Genomic DNA, 16491 nt, shown 5'->3' on the forward strand with positions numbered 1-16491 from the left:
CCGCATGATTTGCGCATCGCATCAACACGGCGCGCCAAGCGCCGACGGAACAATTTTCTCTTAGACGCAGCTCCGCACGGAACATGCGCAACGCGACCCGTTGCGTACACGGCGGAGCCGTGCCAGCGCAGGAGCCAGGCCGATGACCAACGACAACCAGCGCAGCGGGTCGAAACTCGACCGGCGCCACCTGCTTCAGGCAGGGCTTGCCGCCGCCTTCGCAGCGCCGCTCGGCGCGCTGGGCGCGCAGGCCTTCGCACCGCGCGCCATCGCGCCGGGTGTCGACTTCTCCGAGTTTCCGCTGTGCCGCACGGCCTCTGACGCACCCGCGCTCACTGGCGCGCCGCGCAAGCTGAAGCTGTCGTGGAATGCCGGCGCCGTCTGCCTCGCGCCGGTGCCGGTCGCGATCGAGCACGGCTTCTTCAAGAAGCATAATCTCGACGTCGAGCTCGTCAACTATTCCGGCTCGACCGACCAGCTGCTCGAGGCCATCGCGACAGGCAAAAGCGATGCCGGTCTCGGCATGGCGCTGCGCTGGCTGAAGCCGCTGGAGCAGGGTTTTGACGTCAAGATCGCCGCGGGCACCCATGGCGGCTGCATGCGGGTGCTGTCGCGCACCGATTCCGGCGTCTCGAAGCTGACCGACCTCAAGGGCAAGATCGTCGCGGTCGGCGATCTCGCCGGTCCCGACAAGAACTTCTTCTCGATCCAATTGGCCAAACTCGGCATCGATCCGGTGAAGGACGTCGACTGGCGCGCCTATCCCGGCAATCTGCTCAACGTTGCCGTGGAGAAGGGCGAGGTGCAGGCGTTCCTGTCGTCCGATCCGCTCGCCTATCTCTGGCTCAAGGACACACAGTACAAGGAGGTCGCCTCAAATCTCGATGGGGAGTACCGCGAGAAGAGCTGCTGCATCCTCGGCCTGCGCGGCTCGCTCGTGCGCGAAGAGCCTCAAGTCGCGCGCGCCATCACCCAGGCGCTGCTCGATGCTGCGATGTTCACCGCGCAGAATGCGACGCTCGCGGCGAAATCGTTCCAGCCCTATGCGCCGAAGGCGGCGACGCTCGCCGATATCGAGGGCATGGTGCGCTACCACACCCACCATCATCATCCCGTCGGCGAGATCTTGAAGCGCGAGCTCAAGGCCTACGCCGACGACCTCAAGAGCGTGCAGGTCTTCAAGCAGAGCACCGACACCGCCAAATTCGCGGAGCGCATCTATGTCGACGTATTCGCTGTCTGACGGCCTTGCCTCGGGCGCGCCGCGCACCTCGCGCGTGCCGCTGCTGGCGAACTGGATCCGGGAGTCCGGCGCCGGCGTTCTCGCCAGCGTCGCCTGGATCGCCCTCGGCCTGTCCTGCCTGTGGTGGCAGGATGTCGGCGATTGGTCGCGCACGCATTCACTCGGCATCGCCGCCTTCATCATCGCGGCGCTCGCGCTGTTCGGCACCGTCGGGGCCGACTATCTGGGAGCGGCGGGACAGGCGCTGCACAAGCGCGCGCCATGGCTGGTCGCGCTCGGGGTGTTCCTGACGGTGTGGGAGGTCGCGACGGCAAAATTCGCCTGGCTGCCGCTGCCGTTCTTCCCGCCGCCGCAGGCGATCATCGAGGTCTATACCGACGATCTGCCGAAGCTGCTCGACAGCGTCCTTGCCTCGATCAAGCTCCAGCTCGGCGGCTATCTGATCGGCGCCACGATTGGCTTTCTAACCGGCGTCTCGATCGGCTGGTCGCGCGCGGTCGGTTATTGGGTGCATCCGGTGCTGCGCTTCATCGGCCCACTGCCGGCGACCGCCTGGCTGCCGATCGCCTTCTTCACCTTTCCGTCGAGCTGGAGCGCCTCGACCTTCCTGATCGCGCTGGCAACGGGCTTCCCGGTTACCGTGCTGACCTGGTCGGGCGTCGCGAGCGTCAGCAACGCCTATTACGACGTCGCGCGCACGCTGGGGGCAAAGCCTTCGTTCCTGGTGCTGAAGGTCGCGATCCCGGCCGCGTTGCCGCACGTCTTCGTCGGCCTGTTCATGGGGCTCGGCTCGTCCTTTGCCGTGCTCGTCGTCGCTGAGATGATCGGCGTTAAGGCCGGGCTCGGCTGGTACCTGCAATGGGCGCAGGGCTGGGCCGCCTACGCCAACATGTATGCAGCGCTGATCGTGATGTCGCTGCTCTGCTCCGGCGCAATCACGCTGCTGTTTGCGATCCGCGATCGCCTCCTGGTCTGGCAGAAGGGAACCGTCAAATGGTAGCCACAGCTCTCGCCGAAGCGGTCACGCATCCGGCCACCGGCGCCGCGCTCGATATCGAGCAGGTCAGCCACGCCTTCGACATCGACGGGACCGAGCTGCCGGTGCTGAGCGACGTCAGCATCTCGGTCGAGCCCGGCGAGTTCGTCGCGCTGCTCGGCCCGTCCGGCTGCGGCAAGTCGACCTTGCTGCGGCTGATCGCCGGCCTCGACAAGCCGAAGGCGGGAAGGCTGCGGGAGGACGAGGAGCGCATCAGGAACCCGCATCCCTCGCGCGTCGTCGTGTTCCAGGATCCGACCCTGTTTCCCTGGCGGTCGGTCTGGGACAACGTCGCCCTGGGCCTTGAGGCCCAGGGCATTTTGAGGAGCCAGCGCCAGCGCGTCGATGACGCGCTTGACCTCGTCGGGCTTTCGCCGTTCCGCGACGCCTATCCGCACCAGCTCTCCGGCGGCATGGCGCAGCGCGTCGCGCTGGCGCGGGCGCTGGTCAACGATCCCAAGATCCTGATCCTGGATGAGCCCCTGGGGAAACTGGACTCGCTGACCCGCATCACCATGCAGGCCGAGCTCGTCGCGCTCTGGCAGCGCAAAGGGTTCACCACGCTGCTGGTGACGCATGATGCGGAGGAGGCGCTGGTGCTCGCCAACCGCGTCATCGTGTTCAGCGATCGTCCCGCGCGCGTGAAGGCCGACATCCGCGTCGATCGTCCGTATCCGCGCCATCGCGGCGATCCGTATCTGGCTGAGCTGCGCCGCCAGATCCTTGGCCTGTTGGGGCTGGACGCCACATGGTGACCTCGATAGCCAAGGGCCGCACGGCTCACAGCGAACCGGACTACATCGCCCGCGCCGCGACGCTTGCCACGAGCTTTGCGGCGCGCGCGGCCGAGCACGACCGGCTCGGCAGCTTTCCCTTCGAGAATTTTCGCGAGCTCTCGGAGGCAGGCTTGCTGTCTCTGACGGTGCCGGCGGTTCATGGCGGCGCCGGTGCCGGCGCGCGCTATGCCGCGCGCGTGCTCGGCATTCTCGGCAAGGCCGATCCGTCGACCGCGCTGGTGCTGTCGATGCACTACATCAATCATCTCGTGATGGCGCGCAGTCCGAACTGGCCGGCGCGACTGTCGCGCAAGCTCGCGCGCGAAAGTGTTGAGGGCATCGCCCTTATCAATGCCCTGCGCGTGGAGCCGGAGCTCGGCTCGCCTGCGCGCGGAGGGTTGCCGGCGACGATCGCGCGGCGCACCGAAACCGGCTGGCGCCTCTCCGGCCACAAGATCTACTCGACGGGATCGCCGATCCTGAAATGGTACCTGGTCTGGGCGCGCACCGACGAGGCGGAGCCGCGCGTCGGCCAGTTCCTGGTGCCGGCGGGCCTGCCGGGCACGCGCATCGTCCAGACCTGGGACCATCACGGCCTGCGCGCCAGCGGCAGCCACGACGTCATCTTCGACGACGTCGTGGTCCCGCTCGATGCCGAGGTCGATTTGCGCAAGCCGGCGGACTGGCGCACGCTCGACGTTACGCAGCAGACTGTGCACACCGTCTTCATCGCCGCGATCTACGACGGCGTTGCCCGCGCCGCGCGCGACTGGCTGATCAATTTCCTGAAGCAGCGCGTGCCTGCCAGCCTCGGCGCGCCGCTGGCGACCTTAGCCCGCGCGCAGGAGATCGTCGGGGCCATCGAGGCGCGGCTTGCGGTCAACGCACGTTTGATCGACACGGCTGCCCGCGACTTCGACGATGGCGTCGATCTCTCTGCCGGTGAATCCAACGTCATCAAGCTGACCGTGACCAACAACGCCGTTGCCGTCGTCGAGGACGCGCTGTCGTTGACCGGTAACCACGGGCTCAGCCGCGCCAATCCGCTGGAGCGGCATTATCGCGACGTGCTGTGCGGCCGCGTGCACACGCCGCAGGATGATTCCACGCGCATCGGTCTCGGCCGCCTCGCACTCGGCCTCTAGGGATCAACTGGGAGACGATCATGTCGATCGAGTTCATCGGCTTCATCAGCAACAACAATTCGTCCGAGACCATCGTTCGGGAAGGATCGGTGCTCAATCCGACCCATATCGAGACGGTGGCGAAGGCGCATGAGAATGCCGGCTTCGACCGCGCGCTGCTGGCGTTTCATTCGACCTCGCCCGATGCGCTCCAGGTCGCCCAGCACGTGCTCAATCACACCGAGAGGCTCAACGTGCTCATCGCGCAGCGGCCCGGCTTTACCGCCCCGACATTGCTGGCGCGGCAGTTCGCCGTGCTCGACCAGTTTTCCCGCGGCCGCGTCGCGCTCCATGTCATCACCGGCGGCAACGCCACCGAGCTGCGGCAAGACGGCAACACTCTCGACGACAAGGACGAGCGCTATGCCCGCACCTCTGAATTCCTCGACGTGCTCAAGCTGCAATGGAGCAGCGACAAGCCGTTCAGCTACAAGGGCAGGTACTACCAGGTCGAGAACGCCTTCTCGCAGGTGAAGCCGTATCGCCCCGAAGGCATCCGCGTCTATTTCGGCGGCGCCTCGGATGCGGCGATCGACGTCGCTGGCAAGCATGCCGACACCTTTGCGCTGTGGGGCGAATCCTACGCGCAGGTGCGCGATATCACCTCGCGCGTGCACAACGGCGCGGTGCGGCAGGGGCGGCCGACGCCGCGCTTCAGCCTGTCGGTGCGGCCGATCATTGCACCGACCGAGAAGCAGGCCTGGGAGAAGGCGGAGGAAATTCTCGCGCGCGCCACCGCGCTCCAGGACAAGACCGGCTATCGCAAGCCCGCTGACGGGCATGCCACCGCCGGCGCACGGCGCCTGCTCGCGCTCGCCGATCAGGGCAGCCGCATCGACAAGCGGCTCTGGACCGAGATCGCAAAGCTGACCGGCGCCAACAGCAACACCACGGCACTGGTCGGCACGCCCGAGCAGGTTGCGGAGGTCTTCGGTGACTATTACGATCTCGGCATCAGCCATTTCCTAATCCGCGGCTTCGATCCGCTGATCGATAGCATCGAATACGGCCGGGAGCTGATCCCGCTGACACGCGAGCTGGTCGCCAAGCGCCAGGCCGTTCGCGGCGAGGCCGCAGAATGATCCGCCTCATGTTGGCCGGCGCGCTGCTGTTCGCTTCGTTCGAAGTCGCAGCTGCGCAAACCACGCTCCGTGTCGGGGACCAGAAGGGCAATGCGCAGGCCGTGATGGAAGCGGCCGGCGTGCTCAAGGATGTGCCCTACAAGATCGAGTGGAGGGAGTTTCCGGCGGCCGCGCCGCTTCTGGAAGCGCTCAGCGCCGGCGCGATCGAGACCGGCCTCGTTGGCGATGCGCCCTTCACCTTCGCCGCCGCGTCGGGCGCGCCGGTGAAGGCGATCGCTGCTATCCGGCAGACGCGCGAGGGGCTCGCCATCCTCGTGCCCGAGAATTCGCCGATCAAGAGCTTTGCCGATCTCCGGGGTAAGAAGATCGCGACCGGCCGCGGCTCGATCGGCCATCAGCTGATCCTTGCTGCGCTGGAGAAGAACGGCTGGAGCGCGAACGACGTCCAGATCGCGTTCCTGGCGCCGTCCGACGCCAAGATCGCCTACACGCAAGGCTCGGTCGATGCATGGTCGACCTGGGAGCCGTATGTGAGCCAGGAGGAGGTGCTGTTCAAGTCGCGGCGCGTCATCACCTCGGAAGGGCTGACGCCGGGGCTGAGCTTCCAGGTAGCGCGGCCCGACGCGATCAGGGACAAGCGCGCCGAGCTGACCGATTTCATCCGCCGCCTCACCGCGGCGCGGGCCTGGTCGCTAAACAATATCGACAGCTATGCCGCGACCTGGGGCAGGTTGATGAACATCCCCACCGCCGTGCCGCAGAACTGGCTGTCACGCGCCAAGATCAGGATCGCGCCGATCGATGACGGCGTGGTCAAAGACGAGCAGGCGACGATCGACCTCTATTTCCGCTGGGGCCTGATCAAGCAGAAGCTGGATGCCGCGGAGATCGTCGATCGCTCGTTCACGGACGCGATCGCGAAGGTGGGGTTGTAGCCTTTACACAACTCTCGTGTCCCGGACGCGCTGCAGCGTGGAACGCTGCTGCGCTGAGCCGGCCCCATGGCGCACCGATTGCGTTTGGTTAGATGGGCCCCGGCTCAGCAGCGCACCACTTCGTGATGCGCTGTGTCCGGGGCACGAGACCTCTCAAGCGCTCAAGCATCCGTGAAGCAGGAAGACAACTTCCAACTTGATCGCGTTCCTCGAAACAATCCTCCTGCCCATAGCGCTCGCGACAACACCCTCATTGCTATTTGCGCCGCAGCTCTTGCGGCACGGCGCACTCCCGCAAAGATCAATCCGACGACCACATCGGGAGACCGGCCATGGGCCTGCAAGAAACAAAAATCGAATCGCTTCCCTTCGTCACCGCCGAACTCAATTATCTCGCACCGATCGACGGCAAGCCGCGCACCTACGTGTTCGATCCGCCGCCGGGTGAGCCGAAAACCACCTCGCTGCCGGAGCCGCATCAGGTGCCGATCTTCGATGCGCGGCTGATCGCGCAGAACTTCTCGCTGGATCGCGAGGGCTTTGCGTTGGTGCGTCATCCGACCCAGGTGAAGGATTTTTACAACGACGAGGAAATCCGCAGCGTCTACTATCCAGCGGTCGAGGCGTTCCTGCGCGCGACGCTGAAGGCCGACCGCGTCGTCATCTTCGACCACACCGTGCGCAAGCGTGTCGAAGGCGCGCCGGATATCCGCGACGGCGGCCCGCGTCAGCCGGCCACGCGCGTCCATGTCGACCAGACGGCAATCTCCGGCGCCAACCGCGTGCGCGAGCATCTGCCTGATGAAGCCGACGAGCTGCTGAAGGGGCGCGTGCAGGTGATCAATCTGTGGCGGCCGATCCGCGGTCCCTTGCGGGATTCACCGCTCGCCATGGCCGACGGCACCACGGTCAAGCCGGAAGACCTCGTCGCTTCCGACCTGATCTATCCCAACCGCCGCGGCGAGACCTATTCGGTGAAATACAATCCGAACCACCGCTGGTTCTATTTCCCGGAGATGACGCCGGATGAGGCGCTGCTGCTGAAGTGCTACGATTCCGCAACCGACGGCCGGACCCGTTTCGGGCCGCATACCGCATTCGTCGATCCGACCACGCCGGCCGATGCTGTGCCCCGCGAGAGCATCGAAGTCCGCACGCTGGTGTTCCACCGGCAGTAACAATGTGTGATGGCCCTGCCGGGTCCATGCATCATGGGCGCGGGCGTCGTTCAGGTCTCGGTGGATTAGGCGTCCGAGCGCGCTATAGTGCCGCCCAATGCAAAGGGGGCGCTATGACAAGGATCAGGATAGGACTCGTCGGCTGCGGCTTCGTGTCGGAGTTGCACATGTATGCGTTCCGGCGCGTCTATGGCGTTGACGTCGAGGTCGCGGCGGTTGCTGCCCGCGGCGACAAGGTTGTCGCGTTTGCCGGGCATCACAATATCCCGCGTGTTTACCGCAGCTTCGCCGAGCTGATCGCCGACCGCGATCTCGACGTCGTCGACATCTGCACCCCGCCCAATCTTCACGCCGAGATGATCGTCGCCGCCATGCAGTCCGGCAAGCACGTCATCTGCGAAAAGCCGTTCGCCGGCTATTTCGGCCGCGAAGGCGATCAGCAGCCGATCGGCAAGCACGTGCCGAAGGCGCTGATGTATGAACGCGTGATCGAAGAGATGGACAGGACGCGGGCCGCGATCGAGCGCACGGGCAAGCTCTTCATGTATGCCGAGGACTGGATCTACGCGCCGGCCGTAACCAAGACCGCCGAGATCATCAAGGCGACCAAGGACAAGATTCTGTTCATGAAGGGCGAGGAGAGCCATTCCGGCTCGCACGCCGCGCATGCCGCGCAATGGGCGATGACCGGCGGCGGCTCGCTGATCCGCATGGGCTGCCATCCCCTCTCGGCCGTGCTGTATCTGAAGCAGGTCGAAGCCAAGGCGCGCGGCGAGCGCATCCATGTGGCCAGCGTCACCGGCGATGTCGGCAACGTCACCGCCGGGCTCAAGCCGGAGGAGCGCAGCTACATCAAGGCCAATCCCGTCGATGTCGAGGACTGGGGCACGCTCACCGCCACTTTCTCGGACGGCACCAAGGCGACGGTGTTCTCCGGCGACATGATCATGGGCGGCGTGCGCAATCTGATCGAGACCTATACGAGCGGCGGCTCGCTGTTTGCCAACATCACGCCCAACAATCATCTGATGAGCTATCAGACCAGCGAGGAGAAGCTCGCTTCTGTCTACATCACCGAGAAGGTCGACCGCAAAACCGGCTGGCAATATGTCTGCCTCGAGGAGGAATGGACGCGCGGCTATTTGCAGGAGATCCAGGACTTCATGGAATGCGTCGCGACGGGCCGCCAGCCGCTGTCCGACCTCGCGCTGGCCTATGAGACGATCAAGGTGAACTACGCAGGATATTGGGCGGCGGAGGAGGGGCGGCGGGTGGTGTTGTGAAAGCAACGTGTCTCCGCAGGCACGCTTCCCTTCTCCCCTTGCGGGAGAAGGTGGCGCGAAGCGCCGGATGAGGGGTTGTTTCCGCGCATCCCAATGAGAGTTGAACACGCGGAGGGGGACCCCTCACCCGTCTCGCCGCAACGCGGCGAGCCACCCTCTCCCGCAAGGGGAGAGGGTGTACACTGCCCGTGCCGCCCCCTCACGCCCCGTAGGTCGAGCCCTTCGGCAGCGGGAAGACCGGGTCCTGCGTGCGGATGTTGGTCGGCCACACCACGGAGATGTGCGCGCCGGCGTTCTGCATCACGACCGGCGTCGAACGTTCGTTCTGGCCGGAGAGCGGCGTGCCCGGCGGGAAGAATTTCACGCCATAGCCCTGGATCGTGCCGCCCGCGGGGATGTCGACGTCGAGCGCCGCTTTCCGGATCGCCTCGGGCTCGAAGCTGCCGTACTTCTCCTTGGCGACAGGCAGCACGTTGTTGAGCAGCACCCAGGTCTGGTTGAAGCCCATCGAGCAGTGCGGTGGCACGTCGGTGGCGCCGGTCTTGGCCTGGTAGCGACTGACCATGGTCTTGATCAGATCGCCCATGCCGGGCGCGAGCTTGGCGGGATCGAGCAGCTGTGCCGGCACCGGGTCGATGTTGCAGAAATTGTCGATGTCGGCGCCGAACGTGGCGCGCAACTTGTCGAGCTGGCTGTAGCCGGCACCGGCTCCGAACAGCATCTTGAAGCGCAACCCGCTCTCGCGGGCCTGGCGCAGGAACAGGGTGATGTCAGGGTTGTAGCCCGCATGCGAGATCACGTCGGCCTTGGCCCGCTTGATCTTGGTCACCAGCACCGACAGGTCGGGCGCCGAGGCCGAATAGCCTTCGCGCAGCACCACCGGAATGCCGGCATCTTTCGCATAGGCTTCGTCAGCGGAGGCAACGCCGACGCCATAAGGGCCGTCCTCGTGGATCAACGCGACCTTGACCTCCTTCGGATCCATGCCGAGCTTGGCTTTGGCGTGCTCGGTGAGGAAGCTTGCAAAGGCCTGGCCGTATTGATCCGAATGGATCTGCGCGCGAAACACGTGTTGCAGGTTCTTGTCCTTGAACACGGCGGTCGAGACCGCGGTCGTGATCCAGAGGATCTTCTTTTGCTGCTCGACCTTGGCCGCGAGCGGCACCGCATGCGAGCTGGCATAGACGCCGTTGAGGATGTCGATCTTCTCTTGGCTGATCAGGCGTTCGGCCTCGTTGATCGCAACGTCCGGCTTGCTCTGCGAATCCGCGGCGACCGGAGCAACCTTGTATTTGCCGCCGACACCGCCTTTCTCGTTGACGAGATCGATGGCGATCTGCGCGCCGATCGACGAGGCGACCGAGCCGCCGGCGGCGAAGGGGCCGGTGAGGTCGTAGATCAGGCCGATGCGTATAGTCTCGGCTTGTGCCTGGGCGCGTGTCCAATCGAGGCTGAGTGCGGCGGCGGCAGCCGCCGATGTCTTCAGCAGCTGCCTGCGTGAAGTCGGCATCCTATCCTCCCTCAAAACCGTCGTTCGATCTTGTCGTTGTTCGCAAAGTATGGGGAGCGGGGCGGCGGAAAGTCAACATCGCGAAAGTCGAGGTTCTTCGGCGCCGGCGCTTCACGCCGGCGCGTTCGTTCGTGGATGGCGCCGCTCAGCCCGGCCCTGCGCCCTGCGTCGCCGTATACACCGCGTAGAGCGATTGGCTCGCGGCCATGAACAGGCGGTTGCGCTTGGGGCCGCCGAAGCAGACGTTGCCGCACACTTCCGGCAGACGGATGCGGCCGAGCAGCTTGCCCTCCGGCGACCACACCGTGACGCCGCTGTAGCCGACCGCGCGTCCGGCATTGCTGGAGGCCCAGAGATTGCCGTTGACGTCGCAACGCAGACCATCCGGTCCGCACTTCACGCCGTCGATCACGCAATCGGTGAACTTCTTCAGGTTCGACAGCTTGTTGTCGCTGCCGACGTCGAACACGAAGATCTCGCCCTTGCCGCCGGGCCCGGTGTCGCCCGGTCCCTTGCCGGTCGAGGCGATGTAGAGCTTCTTGTAGTCGGGCGAGAAACACAGCCCGTTCGGGTCGGGCACCTGGTCTTCCGTGACGACGAGGTCGATGCGGCCGGAGGGATCGATGCGATAGCAATTGGTCGGCAGCTCGCGCTTGCCCGGCACGAAGCCGGCCGGCTGTCCGATCCGCGGATTGAGCTTGCCGCCGGCATTGCTCGGGCCGCCCGCGACGTCGGGCTCGCCTTCGTAGAGCTGGCCGCCATAGGGCGGATCGGTGAACCAATAGCTGCCGTCGGGATGCGCGGCGATGTCGTTCGGCGAGTTCAGCTTCTTGCCCTGGTAGGACTCGGCGAGCACGGTGGCGGTGCCGTCATGCTCGTAGCGCGTCACCCGCCGCGTCAGGTGCTCGCAGGAGAGCTGGCGGCCCTGGAAGTCGAACGAGTTGCCGTTGGAATTGTTGGAGGGCGAGCGGAATACGCTGACGCGGCCGTCGTCCTCGGTCCAGCGCATCTGCCGGTTGTTGGGAATGTCGCTCCACAAGAGATAGCGGCCCTGCGCACTCCACGCCGGGCCTTCCGCCCAGAGCAGCCCGGTATAGAGACGCTTGATCGCGGTGTTGGGCTGCGCGAGATCGTTGAAGGACGGATCGACCGCGATGATGTCGGGGTCCCAGAAATAGGTCGTCGGCGCGCCGCCCGGGCCGAAGTCGCGCGGCGGCGTCGTGATCGTCGTCGGCGGTGCGGCGGGCCCGGTCTGGGCCAGCGCGGGGCCCGCCAACGTGGCCGCGGCGCCGAGCGCCAGCCCCCCGACCAGCGTTCGTCGTGAAAGCGCAGCATCGTGCGCACGCTGCTCCTGCTCAGGAGCCTCCTGGCGTGTCATCGTATCCTCCCGGTTACGTTCGGCCGGCCGGTTGATCCGGCCAAGCGCGGCGAAGGTTAGTCCGGTCCGCGTCCGGTTGCGAGAGGCAGACTTGAAACCGCGGCGTGATCGCAGGTCGCAATTTCGTCACCTTCGAGTGCGTTTGGATTGCAGGGCGCTAGCGGGGGATAAAGCCGGAGCTCATTGTGCAAGTCGTCATCCTGGTCATCCTTCTCTCACTCGCGTTTGCGGCTGGCTATTTCACGCGAGATTACGTCTCCCGAAAAAGGCGCGCGGAGGCACGCCGCTGGCGCGAGTACGCTGAGCCGGACTGGCTCTCAGCCAATGCGCCGGCCAACACCAACGAGATCGCGAAGACCGACACCGCTGCGCCCACCGGAGAGCTCGGCCAAATGCTGAACCGTTGGGAGAACAGGGCGCGCGCCCGCCGCACCGGCACGGCGTAGGCCTATCCCTTTTAGGTCACCTATGTTGACCCTCTTTTTGGCGTTGCAGTTGCGGCCATTTCTCGTCTAGAAACGGCCACATCGGGCCTCTCCCGAAACCAACCGTCAACGGTTTTGACCGAGGATTTGAGGCTCTACAGGGTCTGGCAATGCTGATTCGCGGCCAAATCGAGGGGATTTCGGGGGAGGTGGCTCTGGCCGCCGCCGCGATCCCGGCTGCGCTGCTGCCCACCCTCCTTATTGGCGGCCTTCTTCTTACTTGCCCCTGAGGGCCGGCTGGGCGCCATGCGCCTGGGCGCTCAGGGGTTGGTCGAGATCAACGGACACCTCAAGCGCCAAGGGACTGAAACGGCTCTGAACGGCGCAAACGCTCAAAAGGAAATCTAGGAATGGCCACCGTGAACAAGTCCGAGAAGGACCGCGTCATCATTTTCGACACCACGCTGCGCGACGGCGAGCAGTGCCCCGGCGCCACCATGACCTTCGAGGAGAAGCTCGAGGTCGCCGAACTGCTGGATGATATGGGCGTCGACGTCATCGAGGCCGGCTTTCCGATCACCTCCGAAGGCGACTTCCAGGCGGTCAGCGAGATCGCCCGCCGCTCCAAGAACGCCGTCATCGCCGGCCTGTCGCGCGCCCATCCCGCCGACATCGACCGCTGCGCCGAAGCCGTGAAGTTCGCCAAGCGCGGCCGCGTCCACACCGTGATCGCGACCTCGCCGCTGCACATGCGGGTGAAGCTGAACAAGACCCCGGAGCAGGTGATCGAGACCTCGGTCGCGATGGTCGCGCGCGCCCGCAACCAGATCGACGACGTCGAATGGTCGGCCGAGGACGGCACCCGCAGCGAGATGGACTTTTTGTGCCGCATCGTCGAGGCCGTGATCAAGGCCGGCGCCACCACGGTGAACATCCCCGACACCGTCGGTTATACGGTGCCGGAGGAATATACCCACTTCATGAGGACGCTGATCGAGCGCGTGCCGAACTCGGACAAGGCGGTGTTCTCCGTGCACTGCCATAACGATCTCGGCATGGCGGTCGCCAACTCGCTGGCCGGCATCACCGGCGGCGCGCGCCAGGTCGAGTGCACCATCAACGGCATCGGCGAGCGCGCCGGCAACGCCGCTCTCGAAGAGATCGTGATGGCGATCAACGTACGCAACGACAAATTCCCCTACTGGAACAGGATCGACACGACGCAGCTGACCCGCGCCTCGAAGCTGGTCTCGGCGGCGACCTCGTTCCCGGTGCAATACAACAAGGCGATCGTCGGCCGGAATGCCTTCGCGCATGAGAGCGGCATTCACCAGGACGGCGTGCTGAAGGACGCTTCGACTTACGAGATCATGCGCCCCGAGATGGTGGGCCTGAAGCAGTCGTCGCTGGTGCTGGGCAAGCATTCCGGTCGCCACGCCTTCGTGCACAAGCTGGAGGAGATGGGCTACAAGCTCGGTCCGAACCAGTTGGAAGATGCGTTCACGCGGATGAAGGCGCTGGCCGACCGCAAGAAGGACATCTACGACGAGGACATCGAGGCGCTGGTCGACGAGGAGATGGCGGCCTCCCACGACCGCATCAAGCTGACCTCGCTGACGGTGATCGCCGGCACCCACGGTCCGCAGCGCGCGACCATGAAGCTCGACGTCGACGGTCAGATCAAGATCGAGGAAGCCGAGGGCAATGGCCCGGTCGACGCCGTCTTCAACTGCATCAAGCGCCTGGTGCCGCACGAGGCCAAGCTCGAGCTGTACCAGGTGCACGCAGTCACCGAGGGCACCGACGCGCAGGCGGAAGTGTCGGTGCGGCTGGCGCAGGACGGCCGCTCGATGACCGCACGTGCGGCGGATCCGGATACCCTGGTGGCTTCGGCCAAGGCCTATCTCGGCGCGCTCAACAAGATCGTCATGAAGCGCCAGCGCGACAATGTGACGACGGCGGCGGCGAGCTGAATGGCTGCCCTGCTAAGGGACAATAGCGGCTGTGTAAGCGAGCCGCTATTGATGCAGCCGGCATAAGATTGGCCACCCGGCGCCGCCGGGCGGCTCAAACAAACGACAGGGAGAGACCATGCGCACCTCGGCGATCGCCGCCTCCATCGCGGTTCTGGCACTTGGCTTGAGCGGGCCGGCATCGGCCCAATCACCGATCATCATCAAATTCAGCCACGTTGTCGCCACCGACACGCCGAAAGGCAAGGGCGCGGAGAAGTTCAAGGAGCTCGCCGAGAAGTATACCGGCGGCAAGGTCAAGGTCGAAGTCTATCCGAACTCGACGCTCTACAAGGACAAGGAAGAGCTCGAGGCGCTCCAGCTCGGCAGCGTGCAGATGCTGGCGCCGTCCAACTCCAAGTTTGGGCCGCTCGGCATCCGCGAGTTCGAGGTGTTCGACCTGCCTTACATCCTGCCCGACATCAAGACGCTGCGGAAGGTGACGGAAGGGCCGCTCGGCACCAAGCTGCTGAAGCTGCTGGATGCCAAGGGCATCACCGGCCTTGCCTATTGGGACAACGGCTTCAAGCAGATGAGCGCGAACAAGAAGCTGATCACGCCGGCCGACTATCAGGGCGTGAAATTCCGCATCCAATCCTCGCGCGTGATCCAGGCCCAGTTCAAGTCGCTCGGCTCGCTGCCGCAGGTGATGGCGTTCTCGGAAGTCTACCAGGCACTCCAGACCGGCGTGGTCGACGGCCAGGAGAACACCTGGTCGAACATCTACACCCAGAAGATGCACGAGGTTCAGAAGTACATCACTGAAACCAATCACGGCTACATCGGCTACGTGGTGATCGTGAACAAGAAATTCTGGGACGATCTGCCGGCCGACATCCGTGACCCATTGTCAAAGGCGATGAAAGAGGCGACCGAGTTCAGCAACGCGCAGTCGCAGAAGGAGAACGATGACGCGCTGGCCGAGATCAAGAAGAGCGGCAAGAGCGAGATCATCAAGCTGACGGCCGATCAGGACGAGGCGATGCGCAAGGCGATGGAGCCGGTTTACAAGGAGGCCGCGGGCCGCATCGGCCAGGGGCTGATCGACGAGTTCCTGAAGGAAGCCAAGAGCCCGACGAACTGACCTCGACGGGCGACCCCAACGAAGGGCTTCCGCGCAGCGCACGGAAGCCCTTTTTGTTGCGGATTATTTTTGTTCGCATCTGAACGGACATTCACGGCGATTACATCTCTGTAAGAGCGCGCTTCCTGTCCAAGTTGTAAGTTGCGCGTCAGCCCCCTCGCGCTCATCCTCACGGGTATCCTTCCAGAGGAGGTCAGGATGAAGAAATTCACCATCGCAGCCATCGCCGTGCTCAGCATCGCCGGCTCGGGCGCGGTCTACGCCCAATATCATCGCCCGTGGATGGAGCACGTCCGCCACATGCGCATGAACCCCGAGGACCGGGCCGCCTTCGTCGATGCGCGGATCGCCGCCGTCCATGCCGGGCTGAAGCTGAACGCAGACCAGGAGAAGCTGTGGCCGCCGGTCGAGGCGGCGGTGCGGGAGTTCGCCAAGCTGCGCATCGACCGCGCCAATGCGCGGATGAATGCCGGGCCGGGCGATGCCGACAGGGCCGAGGATCCGATCGCCCGCCTGCGCCAGCGCGCCGAGGACATGGGCGCCAGCTCCGCCGCCCTGAAGAAGATCGCCGATGCCGCCGATCCGCTCTACAAGACCCTCGATGAGGGCCAGAAACGGCGTCTCGCCGTGCTGACCCGGCACCGCGGCCCGTTCGGCGGCGGCGAGGACGGCCCGCGCCACCACTTCAAGGAGCGCATGGACCGCATGATGGAACGGGGCATGGACCACTTCCACCACGACCGCTTCGACCGTGACCGCGGTCCCGACCGGGACCGGGAGGGCCGGCTCTGAACGGACCGGTTCTCAGGCCGTAAACCTGGCGAAGCCGCTGGAATCCAGCGGCTTTTCGCATTTTCGGGGCTGCGGACGAGACCTTGGAAAACTTGCGTCCGATCGCTTGCCAGACCCGGAACGCTTTGCTAAACGACCGGCCTCGCAAGGCCTTGACCGCCTTTCGGGCGCATAGCTCAGTTGGTAGAGCAGCTGACTCTTAATCAGCGGGTCCCAGGTTCGAGCCCTGGTGCGCCCACCATATAAATCAGGACCTTAGCGAGAGAGACCGTTTGAGACGGCCGAACTAAAACGGTTTTTCAAACGGTGTTTTTTCGAGTTTTCGCTCGGCTGGCTCTCGATAATGTGAAGCGCCGGCAATCTTTTTCGGGAAGCGAATGAGCCTCGCCAAGCTGTTACAGGCACGACCGCGCCGCAACTGTCGGCCCTCTTGATCGTCGGCTCCGTGAACCATGCACATTTGCCCAGCCACCTTGGGGTGGTTTCCATCTGAATGTTTGACCACCTTGTCTATTCGCGAGGATCGAATATCAACCTTCGCTCCCCCAAGGTTGTCGTTGAGAACGAGATGGA

At 64.8% G+C, this 16491-nt stretch carries 15 protein-coding genes and 1 tRNA gene; 13 read left to right on the forward strand and 3 right to left on the reverse strand.

The genetic code is table 11. The features are described from left to right. Window positions 1-142 precede the first annotated feature (142 nt). From GA0061099_RS27330 to GA0061099_RS27365, 8 genes are all read left to right on the forward strand, one after another. Window positions 143-1243, forward strand: a complete 1101-nt coding sequence (locus GA0061099_RS27330) for an ABC transporter substrate-binding protein (RefSeq protein ID WP_036025035.1) — start codon at window positions 143-145, stop codon at window positions 1241-1243. Next, window positions 1221-2243: an ABC transporter permease gene (locus tag GA0061099_RS27335; protein WP_036025036.1), complete on the forward strand. Its 1023-nt coding sequence runs from the start codon at window positions 1221-1223 to the stop codon at window positions 2241-2243. The genes GA0061099_RS27330 and GA0061099_RS27335 overlap by 23 nt, the downstream gene beginning before the upstream one ends. Beyond that, the gene (locus tag GA0061099_RS27340) at window positions 2237-3034 is read left to right on the forward strand and encodes an ABC transporter ATP-binding protein (RefSeq protein ID WP_036025038.1); all 798 of its coding nucleotides are present in this window, start codon (window positions 2237-2239) and stop codon (window positions 3032-3034) included. The genes GA0061099_RS27335 and GA0061099_RS27340 overlap by 7 nt, the downstream gene beginning before the upstream one ends. After that, a complete protein-coding gene (locus tag GA0061099_RS27345) occupies window positions 3028-4200 on the forward strand; it encodes an acyl-CoA dehydrogenase family protein (protein WP_074448139.1) in 1173 nt (390 codons plus the stop codon). The genes GA0061099_RS27340 and GA0061099_RS27345 overlap by 7 nt, the downstream gene beginning before the upstream one ends. 20 nt (window positions 4201-4220) lie before the next feature. Further along, a complete protein-coding gene (locus tag GA0061099_RS27350) occupies window positions 4221-5321 on the forward strand; it encodes an LLM class flavin-dependent oxidoreductase (protein WP_036025052.1) in 1101 nt (366 codons plus the stop codon). Continuing rightward, window positions 5318-6256, forward strand: a complete 939-nt coding sequence (locus GA0061099_RS27355; RefSeq protein ID WP_036006740.1) for an ABC transporter substrate-binding protein — start codon at window positions 5318-5320, stop codon at window positions 6254-6256. Before GA0061099_RS27350 ends, GA0061099_RS27355 begins: the two co-directional genes overlap by 4 nt. Before the next feature lie 332 nt (window positions 6257-6588). Next, window positions 6589-7434 carry a CmcJ/NvfI family oxidoreductase gene (locus GA0061099_RS27360; protein WP_036025054.1) on the forward strand — a complete coding sequence of 282 codons (846 nt, stop codon included), beginning with the start codon at window positions 6589-6591 and terminating at the stop codon, window positions 7432-7434. A gap of 113 nt (window positions 7435-7547) precedes the next feature. Beyond that, on the forward strand, window positions 7548-8717 hold the full coding sequence (locus GA0061099_RS27365; RefSeq protein WP_036025056.1) for a Gfo/Idh/MocA family protein: 1170 nt from the start codon (window positions 7548-7550) through the stop codon (window positions 8715-8717). Window positions 8718-8916: 199 nt separating this feature from the next. On the opposite strand, the gene GA0061099_RS27370 is transcribed toward GA0061099_RS27365, so the two are convergent. After that, window positions 8917-10227, reverse strand: a complete 1311-nt coding sequence (locus tag GA0061099_RS27370; RefSeq protein ID WP_074448140.1) for an ABC transporter substrate-binding protein — start codon at window positions 10225-10227, stop codon at window positions 8917-8919. Between the two features lie 145 nt (window positions 10228-10372). Continuing rightward, a complete protein-coding gene (locus tag GA0061099_RS27375; protein ID WP_036006753.1) occupies window positions 10373-11605 on the reverse strand; it encodes an SMP-30/gluconolactonase/LRE family protein in 1233 nt (410 codons plus the stop codon). A 182-nt stretch (window positions 11606-11787) separates the two neighbouring features. Between GA0061099_RS27375 and GA0061099_RS27380 the strand changes: the two genes are divergently transcribed. The 5 genes from GA0061099_RS27380 (at window position 11788) to GA0061099_RS27400 (ending at window position 16159) form a co-directional block, all read left to right on the forward strand. Continuing rightward, window positions 11788-12051, forward strand: a complete 264-nt coding sequence (locus GA0061099_RS27380) for a hypothetical protein (RefSeq protein WP_036006754.1) — start codon at window positions 11788-11790, stop codon at window positions 12049-12051. A 389-nt stretch (window positions 12052-12440) separates the two neighbouring features. Further along, a complete protein-coding gene (locus GA0061099_RS27385; protein WP_036025065.1) occupies window positions 12441-14003 on the forward strand; it encodes a 2-isopropylmalate synthase in 1563 nt (520 codons plus the stop codon). Window positions 14004-14121: 118 nt separating this feature from the next. Further along, on the forward strand, window positions 14122-15126 hold the full coding sequence (locus tag GA0061099_RS27390; protein ID WP_036025066.1) for a TRAP transporter substrate-binding protein: 1005 nt from the start codon (window positions 14122-14124) through the stop codon (window positions 15124-15126). Window positions 15127-15324: 198 nt separating this feature from the next. After that, window positions 15325-15918 carry a Spy/CpxP family protein refolding chaperone gene (locus tag GA0061099_RS27395; protein ID WP_085972165.1) on the forward strand — a complete coding sequence of 198 codons (594 nt, stop codon included), beginning with the start codon at window positions 15325-15327 and terminating at the stop codon, window positions 15916-15918. Between the two features lie 165 nt (window positions 15919-16083). After that, window positions 16084-16159 (forward strand) — tRNA-Lys (locus GA0061099_RS27400). A gap of 45 nt (window positions 16160-16204) precedes the next feature. Here the strand turns inward: GA0061099_RS27400 and GA0061099_RS41865 are convergent. After that, window positions 16205-16491 (reverse strand): hypothetical protein (locus GA0061099_RS41865; RefSeq protein WP_208604915.1); only part of this gene is annotated, 287 nt, incomplete at its 5' end.

It is taken from the genome of Bradyrhizobium yuanmingense, from assembly GCF_900094575.1.
GTDB lineage: Bacteria > Pseudomonadota > Alphaproteobacteria > Rhizobiales > Xanthobacteraceae > Bradyrhizobium > Bradyrhizobium yuanmingense.

Bases quoted from the DNA above. Each gene is read 5' to 3' on its own strand.
- GA0061099_RS27370 (WP_074448140.1), bottom strand. From the start codon at position 10,227: ATGCCGACTTCACGCAGGCAGCTGCTGAAGACATCGGCGGCTGCCGCC.
- GA0061099_RS27385 (WP_036025065.1), top strand. From the start codon at position 12,441: ATGGCCACCGTGAACAAGTCCGAGAAGGACCGCGTCATCATTTTCGAC.
- GA0061099_RS27330 (WP_036025035.1), top strand. From the start codon at position 143: ATGACCAACGACAACCAGCGCAGCGGGTCGAAACTCGACCGGCGCCAC.
- GA0061099_RS27365 (WP_036025056.1), top strand. From the start codon at position 7,548: ATGACAAGGATCAGGATAGGACTCGTCGGCTGCGGCTTCGTGTCGGAG.
- GA0061099_RS27390 (WP_036025066.1), top strand. From the start codon at position 14,122: ATGCGCACCTCGGCGATCGCCGCCTCCATCGCGGTTCTGGCACTTGGC.
- GA0061099_RS27340 (WP_036025038.1), top strand. From the start codon at position 2,237: ATGGTAGCCACAGCTCTCGCCGAAGCGGTCACGCATCCGGCCACCGGC.
- GA0061099_RS27395 (WP_085972165.1), top strand. From the start codon at position 15,325: ATGAAGAAATTCACCATCGCAGCCATCGCCGTGCTCAGCATCGCCGGC.
- GA0061099_RS27375 (WP_036006753.1), bottom strand. From the start codon at position 11,605: ATGACACGCCAGGAGGCTCCTGAGCAGGAGCAGCGTGCGCACGATGCT.
- GA0061099_RS27345 (WP_074448139.1), top strand. From the start codon at position 3,028: ATGGTGACCTCGATAGCCAAGGGCCGCACGGCTCACAGCGAACCGGAC.
- GA0061099_RS27360 (WP_036025054.1), top strand. From the start codon at position 6,589: ATGGGCCTGCAAGAAACAAAAATCGAATCGCTTCCCTTCGTCACCGCC.
- GA0061099_RS27350 (WP_036025052.1), top strand. From the start codon at position 4,221: ATGTCGATCGAGTTCATCGGCTTCATCAGCAACAACAATTCGTCCGAG.
- GA0061099_RS27355 (WP_036006740.1), top strand. From the start codon at position 5,318: ATGATCCGCCTCATGTTGGCCGGCGCGCTGCTGTTCGCTTCGTTCGAA.
- GA0061099_RS27335 (WP_036025036.1), top strand. From the start codon at position 1,221: ATGTCGACGTATTCGCTGTCTGACGGCCTTGCCTCGGGCGCGCCGCGC.